This window comes from Chroococcidiopsis sp. [FACHB-1243] (assembly GCF_014696895.1).
Lineage (GTDB): Bacteria > Cyanobacteriota > Cyanobacteriia > Cyanobacteriales > Chroococcidiopsidaceae > Chroococcidiopsis.
This window is the reverse complement of record NZ_JACJQX010000035.1, coordinates 18,864-41,960: the sequence shown is the minus strand read 5'-3', so window position 1 is coordinate 41,960 and position 23,097 is coordinate 18,864. Positions and strand designations below refer to the sequence as shown.

Below are 23,097 nucleotides of genomic sequence, written 5' to 3'. Positions count from 1 at the left end.
ATTGTATCCTCAACGCAGGGTAGTCAACAAATCCCAAGAGTAAGAAAAAAACAAATTGCAGGAACAGGCAATGAATAACAGCATTCTTGAAAAATCAGTTGATGCCCTGCTAACTAGGAGAAATGATGCTCCATTAATTCGGGATTTTACGCCCTCAAAGCAGGTTGAATTGTTTGAAACCTTGAAGCAGTTGCGGTTTAACGGTCAACTGATTCTGACAAACTCCTGCGGTAGAAAATGGATTCTGCACGTTCACCGAGGTTTGATTATCTACGCTACTGGTGGAGAACATCCAGTCAGGCGATGGAGACGGAATCTCGCAACACACTTACCTCAAATAGCAAGCGATCGCTCGCTATCAAACGAATCGTGGGAGAATCAATTAGCCACGACTTCGATTGAAGGTTTGAGCGTCTGCTGGCAGTATCAGTTATTGACTTCATGGCTCGAACGGCAGCAGACAACTCCAGAACAAATGGCAAGATTTGCATGGTCGGTCATTATCGAAGTTTTGTTTGATGTGACTCAAGCAGTACAGGTTGCCTACGAACTCAAGCCCAGTAGCAGTAAGCTGACTCCCGTAGTTGCGATCGATGCCGCTCAAGCGATCGCCGAAGTCGAACGATTGTGGCAAGCTTGGCAAGCAAACAGACTCAATTATTCTCCCAACAGCGCCCCAGTTATTAAACAATCGGCAGAATTGCAACACAGCATCTCTGCTCCAGCTTATCAAGCCTTGAGCCAACTACTAGACGGACAACATACGCTACGGGATATTGCCACTCAGATGCAGCGAGATGTCAACTCGGCACTGCGTTCTCTCCTGCCATATATTCAGTCAGGGTTTGTGGAGTTGATTAATATTCCCGATCTTGCCGCTCCGGTTCTCTCATCACCTACACCTCATGATACTCAAGCACCATCGATCGCTTGTGTAGATGACAGTCCTTGGATCTGTCACATCATGGAAAAAGTGATGACAACAGCTAACTATCGATTTGTTGGCGTAAATGATGCACTGCGGGCGATCGGAGTTTTGCTAGCCATCAAACCAGATCTCATCTTTCTCGATTTGATGATGCCAAATATTAACGGATACGAACTTTGCAGCCGTCTGCGTCAGCTTTCTTGCTTCCAGCACACGCCAATTGTCATCCTCACTGGAAACGATGGCATTATCGATCGCGTCAGAGCCAAAATTGTCGGTTCCTCAGATTTTCTGGGCAAGCCGATCGATCCCGATCGAGTTCTAGGCGCAATTCACAAACATCTCAAACACAGTGTATGAGCAGCAGGGGCAAGAGAGGACAAGAGGACAAGGGAGACAAGGAAGTAATTACTAATTACCAATTACCAACTACCATGAATACCACAGCAAACACCAACAAACTTTGGCTGAGTCTCGTACAGCCAACTCAACAAAAACTGGAATCTATCGAGATTCGTCGCCCGAAAACGGCTCGATTTGTCTGTCGCGTGATTCCAGCAAGTTGTCCCTTCGAGCGAGACATTCGATTCTTCGATCGCAGTCTGCTGCACGTTCCACCCTTATGTAAGCTCAATCCTTTCTACGAGCAGTTGGTGTTGTTGCGAATGAAGAGTCTAACTTATCTGGCGCAAGCATGTAGCCAGGGAATGAAAAACTGTTGCTGAGTTTAGGGACAGGGAGCAGGGAGCAGGAAGCACAGAGCAGTTACTAATCGCTAGTCGCTCGTTGCGAATCGCTAACCGCAAGCTCGCTAATTGCCAATCTTTGGTGAATTCTATGGATATTGCCCTCGTTATAGAAGATTGTTTGACCGAGCGGGAAGCGATCGCCAGCTATTTGCAACAAGGCGGGATCAGCGTCTTGGTTGCTAAGAGCGGAGAAGAAGCCCTGGAAAAAATGAGTGACTGCAAGCCCGACATCATTATTTTAGATGTTGTCTTGCCAGGTCGGAGTGGATTTGAACTCTGCCGTGCTTTAAAGGCTAACCCATCCACCAAAAACACCCCTGTTATCCTCTGTTCGAGAAAAGGGACTGACATGGATAAATTCTGGGGCTTAAAGCAAGGAGCAGACGCTTACTTACCGAAGCCTGTAGCGCCAGAGGAATTTATTCGCACTGTGAAGCAACTGCTATTGGTTTCACACGGTGAAACAACTCTCATGGTTTGAACCTAACGTGTGAGGCGAGACAATTATGGTATCCAAGTCACCAAAGTTAGACTCCCAGGAGGCATCACCAGAAAGAGTAACTTTCACCGATGCTGACGAGCAATTTCTGCGCTTTTACCTCGAACCAGACACAGCAGCCTTGCTTCCCGTGACTCAGTTGCTAGAAATCTTGAAGCTGTCTGCGGAACAGATCGTCCCGATCCCGCACATGCCAAGTTGGGTCATGGGAGTTTACAACTGGCGGGGTGAAATTCTCTGGATGGTCGATTTAGCTGAATTAGTCGGGCTGACTGTTGGCGATCGCTACCAAACCAGCAACATTCCAACTTATACAGCAGTTGTCTTGCAAGCTAACCTCTGCGATCGCCTACCCGCACCGACAGCAGAAACCCAAACAATTGGTTTAGTCATAGAGCGAATTGACGACATCGAATGGTGCAATTCAGACACAATCCAACCGCCGCCATTTACTGCTGTTTCCAGTTCCTTCGCTCCCTTCGTGCGCGGATATCAGTTAAATGGCGATAGCGAAATGACAGCAATTTTATCGGTCAAAGCGATCGCTGCTGCTGTCAGTTGTCAGTTATCAGTGTAGAGACGTTACATGTAACGTCTGTACAAAGTTATCAGTGCGTGGTGCGTGGTGCGTAGCTAATTTCTCCTTCAGCTCCCTCTGCTCCTCTGCTCCCTCTGCTCTCTTCTCTACAGCCATGAGGTAAATTTCATGTCGCAGTCAACTCTCAAACTCGATCCGCCAAACCCCGATCGCGATCGCATCTCGCCTCAGTGGGAGCGAGTTTCGGCAGTAGCGCCAGATTCAACTGCAATACCGAGCCAATCGCCATCAGCCCCATCGCCATTAATACAGAAAAACGCGCCTTGGCAATCTTCACTATCTAGGGGTTTGCGGTTCTGGAAAGGTTTGAGTTTGCAACATAAAGCAACAATTTTGGCGATCGCAATTGGTGCTATTCCAGTCGCAACTGTTGGCGGCGTTGCCTACACCATAGCCAATAGTTCCCTAGAGCAGCAAATTATTGCCGAGCAGGAAAACCGCACGCTTGATGTTCGGCGCGGCATTGGCATGGCGACGCAGCAAATAATCGATGATGCCGAGACAATCGGTAATTCTCCCATGTTGGCAAATTCTAAGCTGAGGGCAGCGGCGACTGAAGGACAGAAAATTGCGTTGTTAGATAGCTTTGTTGAGGCACGTAGCGGTAGATATGACAGTATCGTCGTGTTCGACCTCAAAGGAAATTTAATCTTTCAATCCAAGTCAACGCAGCCGTTTAAGCGCACGGACAACTATAGCGATCGCGAATATTTTCGACGGGCGATCGCGACTGGAACTCCCGCAGTTAACAATCCTAAAATTGCGCCTACCTCCGGCAAAATTAGTTTAGAAGTTGCAGCTCCAATTAAAGATATAGAAACAAATAAGCTCGTAGGAGTTGTTCGCTTGCGGATGCCGTTGACTCATCTGAACGAAACCTTTGAGTATATTGAAGCGCAAGGATGGGAATACAAACTGATTGGAGCTGACGGGAATGTGTTTGCGGCTGATGAAATTGGGCTGGTCGGGCATTACCTGGCAGAAGATTTTCGCGATCTGCCGCAGTTGCGTGCCAAGGTTTTAGCGCTTGCCTCTACAGATCGACCCAGGCACGAAGACAAGTTAATTTCAACTCAAGTCGCGTGGGACAAAAACGATGGTGAGAATGCACTGATGAGCTTCACGCCGATCGGTCAGTTGGATGGATTACCAGAACCAGGTTGGGGATTGGTGGTTTCTCGTCCGGTCGATCGCGCCTTTGCACCTTTACTGGAACTACGCCGAGTTCTCTGGTTGGGAACTGGAGTAGCCGCTCTATCGATCGCCGCGATCGCTACAGTCTTGGCTAAGCGGGCGACTCATCCAATTCTAAATGCTGCTAGGGCTGTGGCTCAAATTGGTTTAGGTAAGTTAGATACTCGCGTGGCAGTCCGTGGCACGGCTGAAATGGCTGTTTTAGAAACTAGCATCAACAGCATGGCGAAGCAGCTAGAGGAACTCGTACAGCTCAAAGCAGCAGAAGCAAGGCGATCGCAATTGCTCAAAGATATTACCGTGAAGATCGGTAGTGTTATCGACTGCCCAGCTATTCTCAACACCGCCGTAGCCGAGACTCGCAGCGCTTTACTCGCCGACCGCGCGATCGTCTATTGGTTTGATGGCGATCGCAATGGTAGCGTCGTTGTCGAAGCAGCCAGCGCAGGTATAACTCGCATACTGGGTAAAAACATAGCCAACTATGCCCTAGAGCAATACGCACAATACCAGAAAGGACAAGTCGAAGTAGTTTCTCAGATCCGACCGGCAGATACGAGCGATGAGTACTGGCAACAGCTAACAGCACTTGCCGTCAAATCCAGTCTAGCTGCACCAATTTTACTCGGCGATCGCTGTGTGGGTTTACTTGTCGTGCATCAGTGTAACGTTCCGCGTCACTGGCAGAAAGTAGAGGTTGATTTCTTTGCCCAGATTGCCACTCAAATAGGATTGGCGTTAGAGCGTGCCGATCTTTTGGAACAACAGAAAAATGCCAAAGAACAGTTGCAAAGACGAGCGTTGGATTTGCTAATTGAAGTCGATCCAATTAGTCAAGGCGACCTGACGATCCGTGCCAGAGTCACAGAAGATGAAATCGGCACGATCGCTGACTCCTATAACTCCACAGTCGAAAGCTTGCAAGAAATTGCGGTACAGGCACAAACAGCCGCCAAACAAGTCGATGCAGCAATTAGCAGTAACGAGCCGTTAATCCAAGCCCTCTCGCAAGGAGCTTGGCAGCAATCGACAGAGATTGTCACTGCTTTGGAACGCATTCAAGCGATGGCTGATTCTGCCCATACTGTTGCGGATAACGCCAAACGCGCAGAAATAGATGTGCGCCAAGCGATGGAGACAGTCGCATCTGGGGATATAGCAATGGATCGTGCCGTAGATGGAATGCTGACAATTCGGGGAACTGTGGCTGAAACCGTCAAGAAGATCAAATGTTTGGGAGAGTCATCGCAAAAGATTTACAAAGTGGTAAATTTGATCGCTCACTTTGCCGAGCGGACTAGCTTGCTCGCCATGAATGCTTCCATTGAAGCAGCGCGAGCAGGGGAAGAAGGACGCGGTTTTGCGGCTGTTGCCGATGAAGTGCGATCGCTAGCCCGACAATCAGCCAAAGCAACGGCAGAAATTGAAAAGCTAGTCTCGGGAATTCAACGGGAAACCAATGAAGTTGCTACAGCAATGGCAATCGGCACAGAACAGGTAGCGGTTGGGACTCAACTCGTCAACGATACCCGCCAGAGTTTAAACCACATTACCACCGCCAGCGATCGCATTCATCAACTCGTAGGAGCAATTGCCCAAGCTGCGATCGAGCAATCTCAAGACTCAGAAGCAGCCACGACAACCATCGCCACAGTCGCCACGATCGCCGAAACTACCTCCCTAACTGCAACCGAAGTCTCCGCTTCCTTCCAACAATTGTCAACCGTAGCGCGATCGCTCCAAGCCAGCGTCGGTCAATTCAAAGTTAGTTAGTGGTGCGTGGTGCATGGTGCGTGGTGCGCGACTTAATTGCGACTTGCGACTTGTCTTGCTCGCTCAGCTCTCTTCTCCTCTGCTCCCTGCTCCCTGCTCCCTTGTCTTCCTTGTCCCCTTGTCTTCTTCCCTCTAGCCATGCTAATTACTCCCGACATTCGCGACCAAGCTTATCGTCTGTTTATTGAAGAAGTGCCAGAGCTGCTACAGGAGATTGAAGCAGGTTTGCTTAGTCTGAAGCAAGAGCGCACGCACGAACGCATTCACGATTTGATGCGTGCAGCTCACTCTCTTAAAGGTGGTGCAGCTTGCTTGGATTTAGAGCCAATTAAAATTGTTGCCCACCGTTTAGAAGATGTTTTTCGGGCTTTGTATAACCGCTCTGTAGCAATAGATTCAGAGTTAGAAGGTTTATTACTGCAAGCTTACGATTGTCTGCGCGTCCCCCTACTGCAACAAATTACCATCGGCAGCATTGACTGTGCGGCAACATTAGCAGTAGCCGAACCCGTATTTAATCAAATAGAAGAACGTTTAGGAGATGCTTTAGCTCAGATCGATCGCTATATGCCCATGTCCTCAGAACTTGGGGTCGATTTGGTCGCTTCAATCTTTGAAACTGATGTCGTGCAAGGGCTAGAACGATTGGCGGCTGTGGTTACCAACCCCCAAGATTTCGAGGTGGCTGGAGAATTACGGGCGCAGGCAGAAGTCTTTGCTGGATTTGCGGAGCTGTTGAATTTACCAGGATTTGGGGCGATCGCCCAAACAGCCTTAACTGCACTAAATACTCATCCCGATCGCGCTAGAGAAATTATCCAAGTTGCCCTAGCTGATTTTCACAATAGCAGAGCTGCCGTACTAGCAGGCGATCGCACGACTGGAGGGAGTCCGTCTGCTGCCCTTTGTGCCTTAACAGAACAGAGCGTCGATTTGGTTCCTCACCCAGAGTCAGAATTCTCGCCTTTATTAGACGAGCTGTTATTTGGCGACGAGACAGCACCAATAGAAGCAGTGGCGATCGACCCTGATATCATTTTCGTCACTGAAACTGAAGATGATTCCAATGGCGCGATCGAATCAGATGCTCATTCCCTAACTATTTCCCCTGCGGCAAATATATCGCCGATTCAGTCCTTATCCCACTCGACTGAAATTTCTCAGAGCAACATAGAGGGCGATCGCTCTAAAGTAGGAAGCATTAATTCTTATGCAGATGAACCACAGATAGCAACTGCCGTTTCTACCCGGGTAGAATTAAGCCGATTAGAGCGGATGCATAAGTTATTGGGTGAATTAGTCGTCAATCGCAACTCCATTGCGCTCCAAACCGAGCAAACCCAAAACTCATCCCAAGAGTTGCTCCGCCGTTTTGCTCACTTTCAAGAACTGATCGGTCAGCTAGAGAGGAGAGCTGAGGGAGACAAGGGAGCAGGGAGCAGGGACGAGCAGGGAGCAGGGGAGAAGAGAGCTGAGGGAGAAAAACTACCCATTACCAATTACCCATTACCAACTACCAACTACCAATTACCAATTACAACTGACTTCGATCCTCTAGAAATGGATCGTTATGGAGCGGTTCACCCTCTATTACAAAGAATTCTAGAAGAAATTGTCCAATTGGAAGAGGCTGTAGAGGATATTGCTTTATTTGCCGAGCAATCGAGCCAAATATTAGAGCGGAAACAACAAGTTTTTTCCCAACTCCAAGATGAGTTAATGCGAGCGCGAATGCTCCCTTTGGGTGAAGTTCTCAAGCGGTTCTCTCGGATGCTGCGGGATATGTCTCATACTTACTCCAAGCCTGTCAATTTGAAGCTGAGAGGGACAGAGGTACAGGTAGAAAAGGCAATTTTGGAAAAACTCTACGACCCGCTGTTGCATTTACTCCGCAATGCCTTTGCTCATGGCATCGAATCGCCTGAGATCCGCCAACAGCAAGGTAAGCCGGAAAACGGAGAAATTTTGATTTGTGCTTATTACAAAGGCAATCAAACAATTATCGAAGTTAGAGATGACGGTCGGGGTCTAAACTTGGGGCAAATTCGCAGCCGGGTTGTAGAGTTGGGTTGGTTGTCGCCAATAGAAGCAGCCAGCGCCTCTAAGGAGCAGTTGCTAGAATTTATCTTCGAGCCAGGATTTTCTACCACTCACCACGTTAGCGAACTTTCCGGTCGTGGCATGGGTTTGGATGTTGTTCGTTCTCAACTGCGATCGCTGCGCGGTTCTGTAAGCGTCAGTTCCTTCCCTGGTGAGGGTACGACTTTTATTTTACGCTTGCCTCTCACGTTGACGATCGCGAATTTGGTTGTTTGCTCTACGGGGAAAACTACTGTAGCGTTGCCATCTGACAGCATTGAAAATATTGTCACTACGCCAAGCGATCGCATCAATCGCACGGGGACTCAGCAGCTGTTGCGCTGGCGAGAACACATCATACCAATCCATCGGTTGGCGGATCTTTTAGAATACAATCGTCCAATGTTAGAAGTTGCTAACAGCCAATCTCCAATTACAACTACGGTGGAAGAACGGGAGTTGCCAATGCTTCTACTACGTTGGGAGGGTGAATTATTAGCGCTAGAAGTCGATTGCTTGTTGGCAGAACAAGAATTAGCAATTAAACCTTTTGGATCGCTCGTTTCGCCTCCCAAGTATACCTATGGCTGCACTTTACTAGGAAATGGTAGTTTAGTTCCTGTCATTAATGGAGTTAGCCTTTTAGAACACGTTTTAGAACGGCAACAAAATACAATTCAGACAACTGAAAGTCAATCAAAAGACAAAGAACAAAACATCAATAATTTGTGGCGCGATCGAGCAGCAATTGTTCATAAAACCGAACGTCCTACGATTTTAGTTGTAGATGACTCAACTACGATGCGCCAAACGCTAACACTTTCGTTGCAAAAGGCTGGATATCGAGTTTTATCAGCGCGGGATGGATTAGAAGCACTAGAAAAATTACAGCAGTCTCCCACGGTACAATTAGTACTTTGCGATATTGAAATGCCGAATATGAACGGCTTTGAATTTCTCTGTCAGTGGCGACAAGAGCCGCAATTTGCCAAAATTCCCGTGGCGATGTTGACATCACGTAGTAATGACAAACATCGCCGTTTAGCAACTCAATTAGGTGCTAGCGCCTACTTCACTAAACCGTATATAGAACTTGAGTTTTTGCAAGCACTCAAGAATATTTTCGAGCAGAACATAGAAGAACAAACGACTTTGCAGCATATCGCCTAGTTGTTTGTGACTAGTCTTTTAATTTTTGTCTTTTGACTTCATCCTGTGTATGTTCATTTTTCAGGTAGGTCTAATCTATGCATATCACATATTTAATTTTTTGGACTATAAGCTTCGGCTTTACTTGGATTGGTTGCAAAACGACCGAAGAAATTCATCGACTTGCTATCTGCTTAGCTGGCTCAATTCTACTAATTTGGGGATTTGCGATCGCCCCTGAATCAATGCATTGGTTAGTTGAGATCCTTTCGATAAGTCTGTGCGGATTTTTATCGATAATGGAAAGACAAATTCCTAGTTAAAACATTTCAGTTAATACATTTTAACCCCAAGGAAAAAGTAAATATGCCTGACTACACTTCATTATTAAGATGCTCGTTTTGCGGCAAACCCCATACTCAAGTCGATAAGCTAATTTCTGGTACGGGCGTTAACATTTGTAGTGAATGCATCGAACAATGTCAAGAAGTCTTAGATACTTCTCCACCTCAACCTAGTACCCCAAAAACTACTAATTCTAACAACTACCGCATCCCCAAACCAAGGGAAATAAAACAGTACTTGGACAACCATGTTATCGGTCAGGAACAAGCGAAGAAAGTTCTTTCAGTAGCAGTTTACAATCACTATAAGCGTTTGTCCAGCGATCGCAATGATGTGGCATTGCAAAAGTCAAATATTCTTTTGGTTGGACCAACGGGGAGCGGTAAAACACTCCTAGCTCAAACTCTAGCACAAATCATAGACGTACCTTTTGCTGTTGTGGATGCAACAACTTTCACAGAAGCAGGTTACGTCGGAGATGATGTAGAAAACATCCTACTGCGATTGTTGCAAGTGGCAGATATGGATGCAGAAACAGCACAACAAGGAATTATTTATATTGATGAAATTGATAAAATTGCCCGCAAAAGTGAAAACCCCTCGATTACTCGTGATGTATCGGGCGAAGGAGTGCAGCAAGCACTGTTAAAAATATTAGAAGGAACGATCGCTAACGTACCACCACAAGGAGGGCGCAAACACCCCTATCAAGATAGCATCCAAGTTGATACCAAAAATATTCTGTTTATCTGCGGCGGCGCTTTTGTCGGAGTAGAAAAACTAGTCGAACAACGGATGGGAAAAAAATCTGTGGGGTTCGGGCGATCGCCAGAAAGATCTACAGCAAGGCAAACAGATTATTTATTAAACCATCTGGGACCGGAAGATTTAGTGAAATTCGGTCTGATTCCAGAACTAATCGGACGATTGCCAGTCGTTACAGTGCTGGAACCTTTAGGCGAAGAAGGACTGATAGCGATTTTAACTGAGCCGCAAAATGCGCTTTTGAAACAGTATCAAAAGCTATTACAAATGGATAACGTTCAACTTGAGTTTGAATTAGATGCTGTCCGCGCGATCGCCCAAGAAGCATATCGGCGTAAAACTGGTGCAAGAGCCTTGAGGGGAATTGTAGAAGAGCTAATGCTAGATATCATGTACGAACTTCCCTCTCGCCCAGATTTGGATCGCTGCACCATCTGTAAAGCAATGGTAGAAAAACACTCTACTGCCGATCTTCTCATTCATCCTACAGCCTTCTTCCAGCCAGAAACAGCTTAATTGGTCATTGGTTGTTGGTTAAGGGATGACTGATAACCTTGCAGAGACGTTACATGTAACGTCTCTACATTGCTCGTGCGCTCGTGCGCTCCCTCATAACTGATAACTGACAACTGATTTTGTCCTAAGTTTGTTACTTTTTTCTGTTTTATTTGAATTACTAAGCAATTTAGTATTAGTTGATAATAAATCTTCATCAAAAATACTGGCTTTGTCAATGTTGCAATGTCGATTATTCTGCTGCATCCTTTCTTGAAGCCTATGGCTTCTATCTTTAGGTATGGTTCCTCAAACAAAGTTCAAATATTCCTATAAACGTATATTATTTGCTTACTTAGCAGCAACGGCAGCTATTTTAGGAGGGTTTTCCCTGACGACGTACAACTCAATTGGTAATGCTCTGAAAAAACAATCGGACGATCGCCTCTTGACTTTGGCACAAGCTACAATTCCGAGTTTTGAGATCGTGAAATCTCAAAATCAACAAAACCTACATGAGCTTCCTTGGCGCAAAATTTTTGCTGCTAAAACTCAAAGTTGGGAATGGTTCGACGCTGATGGTAAATTACTTTTGAGTCAAGGAAATCGCTTTCCTTCTCTTCCACTCTCCCGAAATGTCTTCCATTCTCGCTGGCAACCAATCGCGCCTATTTTCCAACAACAGAGAGACTTACGGACTGCCACCATTGCTGTCTATGTCAGCGATCCGAAGCTAAAAACGCTACATCTAGAAGGATATATTCGGGTAAGCGAATCCACACAGCCATTAGAAATGATTTTGGCTCGGCTGCGGCTCTGGCTTGGCTGTCAGGGAATCGCTATTTTATTTATCTTTAGTATCAGTGGCGTTCACCTCAGTCAGTGGAACTCCCAGCCGCTACAACAAAGCTTTCGACAGCTCAAACAGACTGTTACGAATATCTCTCATTATCTCCGCCATCCGTTGACGCGAATTACCCTAGCGATCGCACTGCTAGCAGGAGAAGCAGAATCAGCCATACCACTCGATCGGCAAAAATTAACGATCGTTGCTAACGCTACTGACGAACTAGAGCATCTAGTAGAAGATTTACTGATTTTGACTCGGAGCGAGGTAGCACTTTTACCAACTGAGTTAGAGACAGTAAATATTCGCTTAGAAGAATTGCTTTTACCTATATTAGAGCAGTTCGATGCCCGTGCTACGTCACAAGGTATTGCTTTTCAAGCTCAATTGCTACCTGGTTTATCTGTGCGGGGAGATCCAATTCATTTGAGCCGTTTATTCTCAAACTTACTGGAGAACGCGATCGCTTATACGGAAAAAGGAGGTAGTATTTCTCTCACAGTACGCAAGTCTAAACGTAAAGCGATCGTTTCAGTTGAAGATACAGGTATTGGTATTCCACCAGAGCATCATGCTTCCATATTTCAGTGGTTTTGGCGCTCCGAACAAGCGCAACAACAGCAAAAGGGCTTGGGATTAGGTTTGGCAATTGCTCAAGCAATTGTGAAGCAGCACGGGGGCGAAATAGCTGTTAAAAGCCAGGTTAACGTTGGTAGTTGTTTTCAGGTCAGTCTACCCTTATTTTAGGCATTAATTAAGAGTAGAAAACTTTTATTTCCTACTCTCTTTTAACACAGTAATGGAAGCTACTAGATATGTAATGTTTATACAACCCAAAATTCAAAATCAGATCAGCCGCACCCGCAACCAGTGTGACCGCAGCCACTACCATCGGGATGACCGCTAGCACAGGCTTCGCTACAGTAAGCCTTGCCCTCTTTTTGAATCGCGTCCTCTAGGGAAACAACGCACAAGCAATTGTCACAAGCACATTTCATTGAAGTTACTGTCGTCATAGTCTTAATCCTATTCACCTCTCCCATCAAGATAACATATGAACATACGTTCAGGTATTTTTTCAAAAAAGTTCACCTAAGCTGTTATCCAGGGAAGGAACTATTTCCTTAAAATCGAACCAACGCAAGCCAGATATTGCTTTTGACTTTTATCGATAATTGGTAAACTGTAGAGCCACGGGATAATCTTCTTGCTTCAAGCGTCCCATTACAGCTTGCAAGTCATCTTTAGATTTCGCCGACACCCGTACAGCATCACCTTGAATTGAAGCTTGCACTTTTTTAAACTCATCGCGGATCAATTTAGAGATTTGTTTGCTGATTTCTTGACTGATGCCCTTCTTGAGCTTAATTTCTTGCCGGACGCGATTACCACTAGCAGATTCCACTTTGCCGAAATCGAAAATTTTCTGAGATAATTGACGCTTTGCAGCTTTTTCGCGCAAAATGGTGTGTACCGATTCCAGAGTGAATTCGCTGTCAGTGCTGACAGTAATCGTATCTTCACCTAACTCTACCGTCGTTTGAGTATCTTTGAGATCGTAACGGCTTTTAATATCGCGGCTAGTCTGATCGACAGCATTAACTAGTTCTTGGCGATCGAAGTCGCTGACAATATCGAAGGAAAAAGTAGAAGCCATAAGAATGAGGGGCTAGAGGCTATAGAAAGACAAGGAAGAGGGGGGAGACAAGAAAGACAAGGGAGAGGGGGGAGACAAGGGAGAAAGAAATTTAAAATCTCCACACCCTACACCCTACACCCCACTTACAACTAGTCACCAGCCACTAGCCACTAATAACTGGTCACTGATAACTAGTTGCTTGAAGGATGCTAGTAACAAACAAGATACCAGAGCAAAGACTGCCGATCGCAAACATCAGCGATCGCGCTAAGGGGATGTTAGCTATGTAGAATATCGAGTAAAACAATCGCACTACCACAAAGGCGATCGCCGCTCCCACAGCCAAGGTAGAATCAACTCCCGTAACATATGCCATTAACGCGGCTGGCGCAAAAATGGTGAAATTCTCAAATGAATTTTGGTGCGCCCAAGCTGCTCGTTGTGCGTAGGGTGGTAGCTTGTCAAACATAGCGCGAGGAGCTGCCATATCGTAGCCAGCTTGCACTCGCCCGTAACCGACAAGCAGAAACGGTAAATAAACCAGTACTGCTGCTACTGCAATACAAAAGAGAAAAATTGCTGAAGTAGGGAGTTGTGAGTTCATCTCGATCAGTCAAGGTAGAACAGCGTCACGATCTTCCTTTGATCTTCTGCCTCTTGGCAAGTTTGCAAAAGCGTGCGGCTATCGTGGAAAGCAAAGCAGATTAGCTGTTGGCAACGAGAAACGATCTCTTGGTTGCATACAGCACTAGCTTCTGCCAAAGACATTTGGTCGTTTTTGGCGTTTTCTACTAAATGCATCACCTTTTCTAATTGCTGGCGCGATTCCAGGGGTTGACGCTCTAGACTTTGCGGCAGAATTACAGTCAACATATTCGCATCGGCACGCATCGCACCGCGAATAGCAGCTGAATTTGTCCCCGTCGCACCGGAAGTTAAAATCCGATTGCCCGACAGAACCAGAGCGTAGCTCATCATTTCGATTAAGTGCTGATGAGTCAGGGGGACGTGACGCGACCCCAGTAAAGCAATTCGTTTTGCGCCCGTTTGCTGAATCGTTGCCAACTCTTGGGCAAGGGTATCGACATCGGATACATTGATAGACTGGCTCTGCTCGATCAAGGACGTAGGTTCGGATACACAACCTAGTTATTCTAGCAGAGAACAGTTATCAGTTATCAGGGAAGAATGGTAATTGGTAATTGATAATTGGCAGTTATCAGTGGCGAGTAGCAGGAGGTTAGTTAATTGTGAATTGCAAATTGCGTTCATGTAGCTTGCTTTCCCGTAGGGGAAACACCTTGTTGAATACTAGGGGTAGTGTAAAAGTGCGAATGGCGAATTGTCCCCTGCTATTTAAGTAGCTGTATTGCTCGATCGATCCAAGACAGCCAGTGAGTTTCGTAGCTAATACCATTCAGGAGAGTGAGGTATTGAAACTTTTCGATTTCGGATAGTATTTGCGGATTGCTAAAGTACTTTTGCTCTATAGCTTTGTATACTGCCAGCTTTTCCTGATGCGCTTTTTGATGACGCTTTAACTCGAGCGCGATCGCTTGGGGAGCAAGATAACCTGCAAAAATTTTGACTAATAAATCGTCCTTAATCGCTGAAGGATCGGAAGCTTCGGTCATCCAAGCCTTCAGATGTTGCTTGCCTAGTTCTGTGATGCAATAGAGCTTCTTGTCTGGTTTTCCTGTCTGAAGTATGGTTTCGGCTGCAATCCAGCCTTGTTGTTCTAATTTGGATAATTCTCGATAAATCTGCTGGTGGCTGGCTGCCCAGAAGTATCCAACCGAGCCATCAAATTGTTGCGCTAGATCGTATCCGCTGAGAGAACGATCGAGCAGACATGCCAGGATCGCGTGTGCTAAAGCCATAATATTTCTTTACTTTATATATGCAAAAAAGTGCATACAATAATAGTATATTCAACTAATTGCATATTAACCGATCTGCAATGGCAGTAGAGACGTTACATGTAACGTCTCTACTGGTCAAAATTACTCGCTCGACCATTAATCAATGAGGTGATTCTCGTATGAGTTATTCAATCTATCAAGTCGAGTTACCAGAAAACCCCGAAGCGATCGCCTTTGTGAACGGTTTCTTAGCGCGCGATCGCGCAGGCTTTATTTGGATGTGGAAACATCTCTTGTGGATTAAGAACGCCACAGCAACGGCTGAAGGCTGCGTGCAAGTTAAAGCTGGGATTTGCGCTGCTAATGAAGTTTTGATGGTAAGTTACTGGCGATCGCCGCAAAGCTTGCAAGTATTTTTCAAAGGAAAATTTCATCGCCAGATGATGCAATTTGTTGCCAAACATCCTGAGAGTTTGTGTTTATATAACGAGACATATCAACCTATAGCAAGTGGTAAATACTCGCACGAACCGCAGGGAATGGCAACTATTTATGGATGATGAGATCTAAGGCAAAGCAACAGCAGGGCTGAGGTCGAGTTGAGATAATAAGCGATTAAAGTCAAAATGTTCTGTCATTAACTGACGGATGCATTCAACTTTGAAGGGTTCGTGCAGGCGCACTTGTCCAAACGTGCGATCGACGATCTCTACTGTAGTTAACGTATCGAGATCGACCGAGAGGATGGGAATTTCGAGTTCTTCTGCTTTACTAAGGATAAAAGTTGGTGCGGGAAGCTTGCCCGTTAGAATTAAGCATTGAGTAGAACTTTCCAAAGCTGCTAATTGAATTTCAACCCGATCGCCTCCCGTGACGACAGCCATATTTCGCCGCTGTCCGAAATATCTCAACGCTGAGTTGACGTTCATAGCTCCAATTGCTAAACTTTCCACCATCAGATCGAGGCGATCGGCACGGCAAAGGACATCTGCTTTTAACTGATTGACTAATTCTCTAACGCTAACACTTCTGAGTAAGCGGTTGCTAGGCAGCATTCCTAAAACTGGAATACTACGTTTTTCTAGATAAGGACTGACTTCTGCCGCTACAGTTTCCATCCGATCGGGAGGAATATCATTCAGTAGCACGCCAATTAAGCGATCGCCCAAGCGCCGTCGCGCCGAGATCAATGGTTCCACAGAAAATGCCGATTTGTAGCGAGACACCAGTAGAATTGAAGCATTGATAATTTCAGCCACTTGCAGCATTCGCAGCTCGAACAAACTGCCCTCTTCCAGAGTTCCCGGTCCTTCCAAGACTGTCAGATCGCCTGCCGGAAGTTGCAGATATTGCTTCAGGCGTTCGCGGTAGTCGATGTTGTCTTCTCCTCGCAAGCGTTTGCCAATGGCATTTTCGTCCAAGGACAAGATCGTAGGAAATACCCGCTGTGGTGGGAGTTTCAGCAGTTTAGTCACAAACTCAACATCAGCATCAGCGATCGCGGCTGTGGCATCTTCACTAAAACAGCTACCCAAAGGTTTGCCGTAGGCAAGATCCAGCCCTATTTGTTGCAATCGATGAGATAGACCTAATACAGTGGCAGACTTACCACTGTAAGTCTCAGTTGAACCAATTAGCAAAAACTTAGCAGCCTTCGACACCCACCCACTCCTAATCCCAGCCAGGGAAACAAATCAACTTTTATACTATTTTAATTAAGTAGAACTAAATGAAAAATGTATTTTTGCTAAAGCAATCAAAAGCGGCAAGCGATCGCATTTGACAGTGAGCAGTAACCAGTGACCAGCGACCAGTTATCTAACAACCAACACTACCGATCCGATCGCGCTTTTGCACCTCTATATTTAATATCCCGTCGCAGGACGTATTTTTGCGCGAATTGAGGAATATCACCTCGATGTCCCATCGAAGATAACCGTGTCACCTGCTGCTAACACCATTTCATGCTGAGGGTGAATAATCATCGTGCCATCTGGTTTACGCAGTGCTACAACGAGAAAACTATCTTTACCTCGTACTTCCATGTCGCTCACGACTTTACCCGCAAATGGAGAATCGGACGAGATCGTCAACTCATCCATATAAGTGAAGTTGTATACAGTATTGCTTTAGATTTTTCTTCCCCCAACTCCCGACTCCCGACTCCCGACTCCCGATTTTCCGTGACAACCCACTAGAGGTATATCGGTGCTAGGATTGCGACAGAATCAGAATAGCGATTAAAAAGGACAAAAAACTAAATGGTAGAGATGGATAGGTCAATATCCTTCGATGGAAGGGATATTCGACTTAGAGTAGGTATGTTAGCCCCTCAAGCTGGGGGAGCAGTGTTAATTCAATCAGGCGATACGGCAGTTTTAGTTACTGCAACCCGAAGTACAGCCAGAGAAGGCATTGATTTTCTTCCCCTGACGGTAGATTATGAAGAAAGACTCTACGCTGTCGGTCGAATTCCAGGTGGTTTTTTGCGGCGTGAAGGTCGCCCGCCAGAAAAGGCGATTCTGACGAGCCGCTTGATCGATCGCCCCTTGCGTCCGCTGTTTCCTGGTTGGCTGCGGGACGATCTGCAAGTCGTGGCGACGACTCTGGCAATGGATGAGTTAGTCCCGCCGGACGTGCTAGCGGTAACGGGTGCATCAATGGCGGTGATGCTGGCGCAAATTCCTTTTAATGGACCAATGGCAGCCGTGCGCGTCGGCTTGGTAGGGGATGATTTTATTATTAATCCTACCTATGCTGAAATTAAAGCCGGAGATTTGGATCTAGTAGTAGCAGGCACTCCAGACGGCGTGATTATGGTAGAGGCTGGAGCTAACCAGCTATCAGAACAGGATATGGTTGAGGCGATCGATTTCGGCTACGAAGCCGTGCGAGATTTGATCGCTGCTCAACAAGACTTTCTCAAAGAGTTAGGGGTCGAACCGCCACAAGTCACACCGCCAGAAATAGATTCTACTTTAACAGACTTCATTCGCGATCGCGCCCAAACTCAAATCAAACAAATTCTCTCGCAGTTTGATCTTGACAAAAACAGCCGCGATGCTGCCCTAGACGAGGTAAAAGCATCTGTTGCCGAAGCGATCGCCGAACTGCCAGAAGAAGATCCGGTAAAGGTGATTACGACTACCGAAACCAAAGCACTGGGTAACACTTTCAAAGATTTGACCAAGCAATTGATGCGACGGCAAATTGTTGAAGATGGCGTGCGGGTTGACGGACGCAAACTAGACGAAGTACGCCCTGTTTCCTGTAGAGTTGATGTTTTACCCAAGCGGGTTCACGGTAGCGGTTTATTCAATCGCGGTCTAACGCAGGTTCTGTCTGCCTGTACTTTAGGGACACCAGGCGATGCTCAAAACTTGTCTGACGATCTGCAAGAAGACCTAGAAAAACGCTATATCCATCACTACAACTTTCCGCCCTTCTCGGTTGGGGAAACAAAACCTCTGCGCGCCCCAGGTCGACGGGAAATCGGTCACGGAGCGCTAGCAGAACGTGCCATCCTGCCCATTTTACCACCCAAAGCTGATTTTCCCTACGTCATTCGCGTGGTGTCAGAAGTCCTTTCTTCTAACGGTTCTACGTCGATGGGTTCGGTCTGCGGTTCCACTCTTTCCCTGATGGATGCAGGCGTTCCGATTCTCAAACCCGTGAGTGGGGCGGCGATGGGACTGATTAAAGAAGGTTCCGAAGTCCGCGTCCTGACTGATATTCAGGGGATTGAAGACTTCTTGGGCGATATGGACTTTAAAGTGGCTGGGACGGATACAGGAATTACAGCCCTGCAAATGGACATGAAAATTTCTGGGCTGCCCCTGGAAACGATCAAGCAAGCCATTGACCAAGCGCGTCCCGCACGGATGCACATCTTGGAAAAAATGCTGCAGGCGATCGACCAGCCGCGCAGCGAAATGTCAGCCTTTGCCCCGCGTCTGCTGACAATTAAGATCGAGCAAGATCTGATCGGCATGATTATCGGACCTGGTGGCAAAACAATTAAAGGGATCACCGAAGAAACTGGAGCCAAAATCGATATTGAAGACGATGGCACGGTGACTATCTCTGCGGTGGATGAGAGCAAAGCGAAAAAAGCTCGTAACATCATTCAGGGAATGACCCGCAAGCTACAAGAAGGAGAAGTCTACGCTGGTCGCGTGACTCGAATTATTCCCATTGGGGCGTTTGTGGAATTTTTGCCTGGAAAAGAAGGCATGATCCACATTTCTCAACTGGCTGACTATCGTGTAGGAAAAGTTGAAGACGAAGTCACAGTTGGTGATGAAGTGATTGTCAAAGTCAGAGAGATCGATGGCAAAGGTCGGATCAATCTGACTCGCTTGGGCATTCATCCCGACCAAGCAGCCGCAGCGCGAGAAGCAGCTGTGAAGTAGATCGGGGAACGCGGCTTCATTGGCGACGAGTTTGCCAACCGTCCGCTTCAGGAGGCAGGAGACAGGAGACAGAATAATTTGCCGTTATTTGTCTGTGTTTCCTTGCTCTTGCTCTAACGGTTTTTGTACAAGAGAATAAAGTGCGATCGCCTCATTTGCTCTCGCCTCAATTCACCACCGGGGATTTGTCACGATCAATGCCTCTGCTGCTGAAGCTTCTAGTGGCATAGAGAAAAAATATCCCTGTCCGTATCCACAGTTCAACTCTCTCAACCGGGCTAATTGCTCTGCTGTTTCTACTCCTTCTGCTGTCACGTCTACGTCAAGCTTTTGGGCAAGCGTCACGATTGTTTCAGTGATTTCTAGACTGACCGCACTAGTCCCGATATTGCTAACAAAAGAGCGATCGATTTTCAACATATCGATCGCAAAGCGGTGAAGACGACCTAAAGATGAATAGCCAGTGCCAAAGTCATCAACGAGCAACCGAATTCCCATCGCTCCGAGTTGCGAGAGCATGACACTTGCCGCTTCATCATTCTGCATAATCGCATTTTCTGTAATCTCTAGCTGTAGACTAGAAGCGTCTAGATGAGTCTCCTGTAGGACTCGATCGATGTGCTGTAGCAGCTCAGCTTGCCCAAACTGAGGAGTACCAAGATTGACGTTAATGGTTAAGGATTGGATTGCTCTTGAGGAATCACTCGCGGCGCTTTCCTCGTCAGCTGGGCTAGATAAGAATTGCTCTTGCCACTGTTGGAGCTGGTGACAAGCTTCCCGCAACACCCACCGATCTAGAGCAAGACCTAGCCCGATTTCTTCTGCAATGGACATGAACTCGGTTGGGTAAACAAGACCTCGATTTGGATGCTGCCAGCGGATTAGCGCCTCAAAGCCTACAATTCTACCAGTTTGCAGCGATATTATTGGCTGATAGTGAATCCGAAACTCCTGACGCTCAATCGCTCGTCGCAGCTCCGTTTCCATCTGCAAGCGTGCGATGGCGCGATGGCGCATCTCTGGGTTGAAGATCTCGTATCGCGCTTTACCTAAGCTCTTGGCTCGGTACATAGCGATGTCAGCGTCGCGCAGTAGGTCTTCTGGCTGGGTGTTACTTGTCGTTCTCAGGACAATGCCAATACTTGCTGTAGTAAATACCTCTTGCCCGCCTAAATTGAAGGGCAATGTCAGTTGGGCTTGTATCCGTTCTGCGACTTGGATAGTGTCGCTGATGTCATCAATACCCTCAAGCAAGATTGTGAATTCATCTCCCCCAAGTCTCGCCGCCATATCTGTAGGACGTATGCAAGCTTCTAGTCTTCTAGCAATAGCAATGAGAAATTCGTCCCCAAGTGTATGCCCAAGACTATCATTGATGACCTTAAAACGATCTAAGTCAAGGAAGAGGACAGCAAAAAGATAATCTTCATCTCGTTTACTATGTTCCACCGCACGCTCTAGGCGATTCATGAATAAAGATCGATTGGGTAGACCTGTGAGGGCATCGTGAAACACATTGTGCAGCAGTTGCTCCTCTGCGTGCTTGCGCTCTGTAATATCTCGACAAATTACGTGCAACTCCGTAGGCATTCCGTCTTCGTCGAATAGCAGTTGGCTGCGTTCGCGAACCCATACAACCGACCCATCTTTACGAATTTTTCGTAGTTCATTTTCACAAGTGACCAACCTTTCCCTCAAAACTCTATCCAACCATTGTTGAGCCAATTGCCAATCTGGTTGGTAAATCGTCAGCCAAATCGGTCTGCCGATCAACTCTTGTTTGCGGTAGCCTAGAAAATCAGCACCAATCTGATTGATCGATTTAATAATTCCATTAACCGCGATCGAGGCATAGGAATCGGGAGCAGAATCGTACAAATTTTGATATTGTTGCTGACTCTCTCGCAGTGACGCTTCTACTCGCTGACGTTCTGTAACCGCAGCACCCACAAGCAAACCCGTGTATGAAACTGTCATCAAGCAAAACTGTAAGGCTAATGTATTATTCCCAGAGCGAATGTAAACCAGGAGCGTGACACCAATATTGATGATTAAAACTGCCAGCACTGCTCGCTCGAATCCGTGCCGCACTGCAATCCAAATCAACGGCAAAAACACAAAATAGCTGTACTCTAAAGATAATCCTGGTGGAAATCCATAACCGAGCCAGATGGCGAAAATTAAAGCAGTCAGATCTATGCTATACTCTAGCACCGCTTGACTCCTCAACCGACCTGAGCCGATCTGCTGCGTCGGTCTTTCTGAAGTATCCTGCCACTTAGCCTCAGATGCTAGGCGTAACAAAAGCAAAAGCGGCGGCGCTAACATTGCAATGCCAGTAGCCTCTCCAGCCCATTCGCGGATGACTTGCACCGTCCATTGAGACCAAGAAAGACTGCCAGCTGCTGCTAACGTCGTTACATATAGCCCAGAAACTACAAGCGATGTGATAAAGGTGACAATAGCAAATCTAAAAACGTCGCGAAAACGGCGGAGGTATGGATCGATGTGTAACTTGTGCAACAACAAAGCACTAGCTAGACTGTAGCCTAGCATTATCCAGATAGCACAGAGCAACACGTAGAACGGAGCAATATTTAGCGGACTCACCACTAACATATGTAGCAACGGGATGAGCAGCAACTCAGGGGTATAGCGCAGACCAAACCCCAACAAAAGCACGAAGTGAAGTCCGGTTGATGGCTCCCAAGGGCTGATCGCCGCCGCCGTGTCAAAGACAGCGGCTAATTCTTCTAGACCTAGCCCAGCTAAAACGTAAACCGCCACAAGCAGTAGAGTACGCAGACTTGAGGGGAGATGTCGCAGCCATCTGAATAGTCTTGGGAAAATGTGCCAGTTGTTACGCCCTGTTCTCACTACCTCACCCGCTTTCCACTACTTAGATAGTGTAGGGTTCTGTTGGTTAACTTGAATCTAGCTACTTACGTAGAAACGCTTCAAAACCGCAGCTAGATGATGTGGTAGACATCTTAGACTTATTGCAAATGCACCTTCTTGAGTTTTATCTGCAACAGGTCTATTGTAGGATGGTTGAAGTCTGAGGCAGTTCTTCTCGCCGTTGCTATGATTCTCACCCGCGCCTATCTCGAATCAGGGCTGCTACAAAAAGCGATCGCTCAATCTAGTTTGGGAAAACACCTGCTGAGCGAGGCGGAGTTGCAGGCATCTATTCAACAAACTTTAGCGCGACAAAAACCCAATTCTGATATTTGGTTGTTTGCTTACGGTTCTCTGATTTGGAACCCAATTTTTCATTTTGCTGAATATCGCACTGGTACGATTTACGGTTTGCATCGCCGCTTTTGTCTCTGGACTCCCCTCGGTCGCGGTACGCCGGCTAATCCTGGTTTGGTTTTGGGACTCGATCGCGGTGGTAGTTGTCGCGGTATTGCCTACAGAATCGCTGCGGCTAATGTCATGTCGGAATTAACAATCGTCTGGCGGCGAGAAATGATTGTTGGTTCCTACGTTCCTACTTGGGTCAAGTTTTATCACGATAAGCAAGTTGTAGAGGCGATCGCGTTTGTTGTGAATCGGCATCGTTCGGGTTACGCGGGTAATATTTCTTTTGACGCTACTGTTGATACTCTTGCCACTGCTAAGGGAGAACTCGGTTCTAGTGCTGATTATTTGTTTCAAACTGTGGACGGATTGAATAGTGTCGGAATTCATGACAAGCCGCTTTTATGTTTGCGCGATCGCGTGATTGCTAAGCAACAAGGGATTTAATGTCGCGCAAAGT

General features: G+C 46.6%; 20 protein-coding genes. 12 read left to right on the top strand and 8 right to left on the bottom strand.

Features of this window, described 5'->3' with window-relative positions; all coding sequences use genetic code 11:
• Nucleotides 1-70 precede the first annotated feature (70 nt).
• The 9 genes from H6G17_RS23455 to H6G17_RS23415 all read left to right on the top strand — a co-directional run bounded on the left by H6G17_RS23455 (nucleotide 71) and on the right by H6G17_RS23415 (nucleotide 12,168).
• The gene (locus H6G17_RS23455; protein ID WP_192161015.1) at nucleotides 71-1,288 is read left to right on the top strand and encodes a response regulator; all 1,218 of its coding nucleotides are present in this window, start codon (nucleotides 71-73) and stop codon (nucleotides 1,286-1,288) included.
• Entirely contained in the window at nucleotides 1,285-1,653 is a 369-nt protein-coding gene (locus H6G17_RS23450) for a Mo-dependent nitrogenase C-terminal domain-containing protein (RefSeq protein WP_242038557.1), read from the top strand. Before H6G17_RS23455 ends, H6G17_RS23450 begins: the two co-directional genes overlap by 4 nt.
• 112 nt (nucleotides 1,654-1,765) lie before the next feature.
• On the top strand, nucleotides 1,766-2,158 hold the full coding sequence (locus tag H6G17_RS23445) for a response regulator (RefSeq protein WP_106546272.1): 393 nt from the start codon (nucleotides 1,766-1,768) through the stop codon (nucleotides 2,156-2,158).
• Nucleotides 2,159-2,183: 25 nt separating this feature from the next.
• Nucleotides 2,184-2,753 carry a chemotaxis protein CheW gene (locus tag H6G17_RS23440; protein ID WP_192161014.1) on the top strand — a complete coding sequence of 190 codons (570 nt, stop codon included), beginning with the start codon at nucleotides 2,184-2,186 and terminating at the stop codon, nucleotides 2,751-2,753.
• A 129-nt stretch (nucleotides 2,754-2,882) separates the two neighbouring features.
• Nucleotides 2,883-5,741, top strand: coding sequence for a methyl-accepting chemotaxis protein (locus H6G17_RS23435; RefSeq protein WP_192161013.1), 2,859 nt, complete (start codon nucleotides 2,883-2,885; stop codon nucleotides 5,739-5,741).
• A 138-nt stretch (nucleotides 5,742-5,879) separates the two neighbouring features.
• The gene (locus H6G17_RS23430) at nucleotides 5,880-8,990 is read left to right on the top strand and encodes a hybrid sensor histidine kinase/response regulator (protein WP_192161012.1); all 3,111 of its coding nucleotides are present in this window, start codon (nucleotides 5,880-5,882) and stop codon (nucleotides 8,988-8,990) included.
• A gap of 77 nt (nucleotides 8,991-9,067) precedes the next feature.
• The gene (locus H6G17_RS23425; protein ID WP_192161011.1) at nucleotides 9,068-9,292 is read left to right on the top strand and encodes a hypothetical protein; all 225 of its coding nucleotides are present in this window, start codon (nucleotides 9,068-9,070) and stop codon (nucleotides 9,290-9,292) included.
• Nucleotides 9,293-9,335: 43 nt separating this feature from the next.
• A complete protein-coding gene (clpX, locus tag H6G17_RS23420) occupies nucleotides 9,336-10,595 on the top strand; it encodes an ATP-dependent protease ATP-binding subunit ClpX (RefSeq protein ID WP_192161010.1) in 1,260 nt (419 codons plus the stop codon).
• Between the two features lie 280 nt (nucleotides 10,596-10,875).
• Nucleotides 10,876-12,168, top strand: a complete 1,293-nt coding sequence (locus tag H6G17_RS23415) for a HAMP domain-containing sensor histidine kinase (RefSeq protein WP_192161009.1) — start codon at nucleotides 10,876-10,878, stop codon at nucleotides 12,166-12,168.
• A gap of 104 nt (nucleotides 12,169-12,272) precedes the next feature.
• On the opposite strand, the gene H6G17_RS23410 is transcribed toward H6G17_RS23415, so the two are convergent.
• The 5 genes from H6G17_RS23410 to H6G17_RS23390 all read right to left on the bottom strand — a co-directional run bounded on the left by H6G17_RS23410 (nucleotide 12,273) and on the right by H6G17_RS23390 (nucleotide 14,940).
• Complete coding sequence (locus H6G17_RS23410; RefSeq protein WP_192161008.1) at nucleotides 12,273-12,437, bottom strand: metallothionein; 165 nt, start codon at nucleotides 12,435-12,437, stop codon at nucleotides 12,273-12,275.
• 149 nt (nucleotides 12,438-12,586) lie between these two features.
• Entirely contained in the window at nucleotides 12,587-13,078 is a 492-nt protein-coding gene (locus tag H6G17_RS23405; RefSeq protein ID WP_192161007.1) for a YajQ family cyclic di-GMP-binding protein, read from the bottom strand.
• A 163-nt stretch (nucleotides 13,079-13,241) separates the two neighbouring features.
• Complete coding sequence (locus H6G17_RS23400) at nucleotides 13,242-13,664, bottom strand: MAPEG family protein (protein WP_192161006.1); 423 nt, start codon at nucleotides 13,662-13,664, stop codon at nucleotides 13,242-13,244.
• 5 nt (nucleotides 13,665-13,669) lie between these two features.
• On the bottom strand, nucleotides 13,670-14,182 hold the full coding sequence (locus H6G17_RS23395) for a DNA recombination-mediator protein A (protein WP_192161005.1): 513 nt from the start codon (nucleotides 14,180-14,182) through the stop codon (nucleotides 13,670-13,672).
• 230 nt (nucleotides 14,183-14,412) lie between these two features.
• Complete coding sequence (locus H6G17_RS23390; protein WP_192161004.1) at nucleotides 14,413-14,940, bottom strand: PadR family transcriptional regulator; 528 nt, start codon at nucleotides 14,938-14,940, stop codon at nucleotides 14,413-14,415.
• A gap of 161 nt (nucleotides 14,941-15,101) precedes the next feature.
• Here H6G17_RS23390 and H6G17_RS23385 point away from each other — a divergent pair, with 161 nt between their 5' ends.
• Nucleotides 15,102-15,482, top strand: coding sequence for a DUF4188 domain-containing protein (locus tag H6G17_RS23385; protein ID WP_192161003.1), 381 nt, complete (start codon nucleotides 15,102-15,104; stop codon nucleotides 15,480-15,482).
• 6 nt (nucleotides 15,483-15,488) lie between these two features.
• Here the strand turns inward: H6G17_RS23385 and H6G17_RS23380 are convergent, their stop codons facing one another.
• Complete coding sequence (locus H6G17_RS23380; RefSeq protein WP_192161002.1) at nucleotides 15,489-16,583, bottom strand: DRTGG domain-containing protein; 1,095 nt, start codon at nucleotides 16,581-16,583, stop codon at nucleotides 15,489-15,491.
• A 249-nt stretch (nucleotides 16,584-16,832) separates the two neighbouring features.
• A complete protein-coding gene (locus tag H6G17_RS23375; RefSeq protein ID WP_192161001.1) occupies nucleotides 16,833-17,024 on the bottom strand; it encodes a TrkA C-terminal domain-containing protein in 192 nt (63 codons plus the stop codon).
• A gap of 159 nt (nucleotides 17,025-17,183) precedes the next feature.
• Between H6G17_RS23375 and H6G17_RS23370 the strand changes: the two genes are divergently transcribed.
• A complete protein-coding gene (locus H6G17_RS23370; protein WP_192161000.1) occupies nucleotides 17,184-19,334 on the top strand; it encodes a polyribonucleotide nucleotidyltransferase in 2,151 nt (716 codons plus the stop codon).
• A gap of 171 nt (nucleotides 19,335-19,505) precedes the next feature.
• On the opposite strand, the gene H6G17_RS23365 is transcribed toward H6G17_RS23370, so the two are convergent.
• Nucleotides 19,506-22,121 carry an EAL domain-containing protein gene (locus tag H6G17_RS23365; RefSeq protein ID WP_192160999.1) on the bottom strand — a complete coding sequence of 872 codons (2,616 nt, stop codon included), beginning with the start codon at nucleotides 22,119-22,121 and terminating at the stop codon, nucleotides 19,506-19,508.
• 297 nt (nucleotides 22,122-22,418) lie between these two features.
• Here H6G17_RS23365 and H6G17_RS23360 point away from each other — a divergent pair, with 297 nt between their 5' ends.
• Nucleotides 22,419-23,084, top strand: coding sequence for a gamma-glutamylcyclotransferase (locus H6G17_RS23360; RefSeq protein ID WP_192160998.1), 666 nt, complete (start codon nucleotides 22,419-22,421; stop codon nucleotides 23,082-23,084).
• Nucleotides 23,085-23,097: the final 13 nt, after the last annotated feature.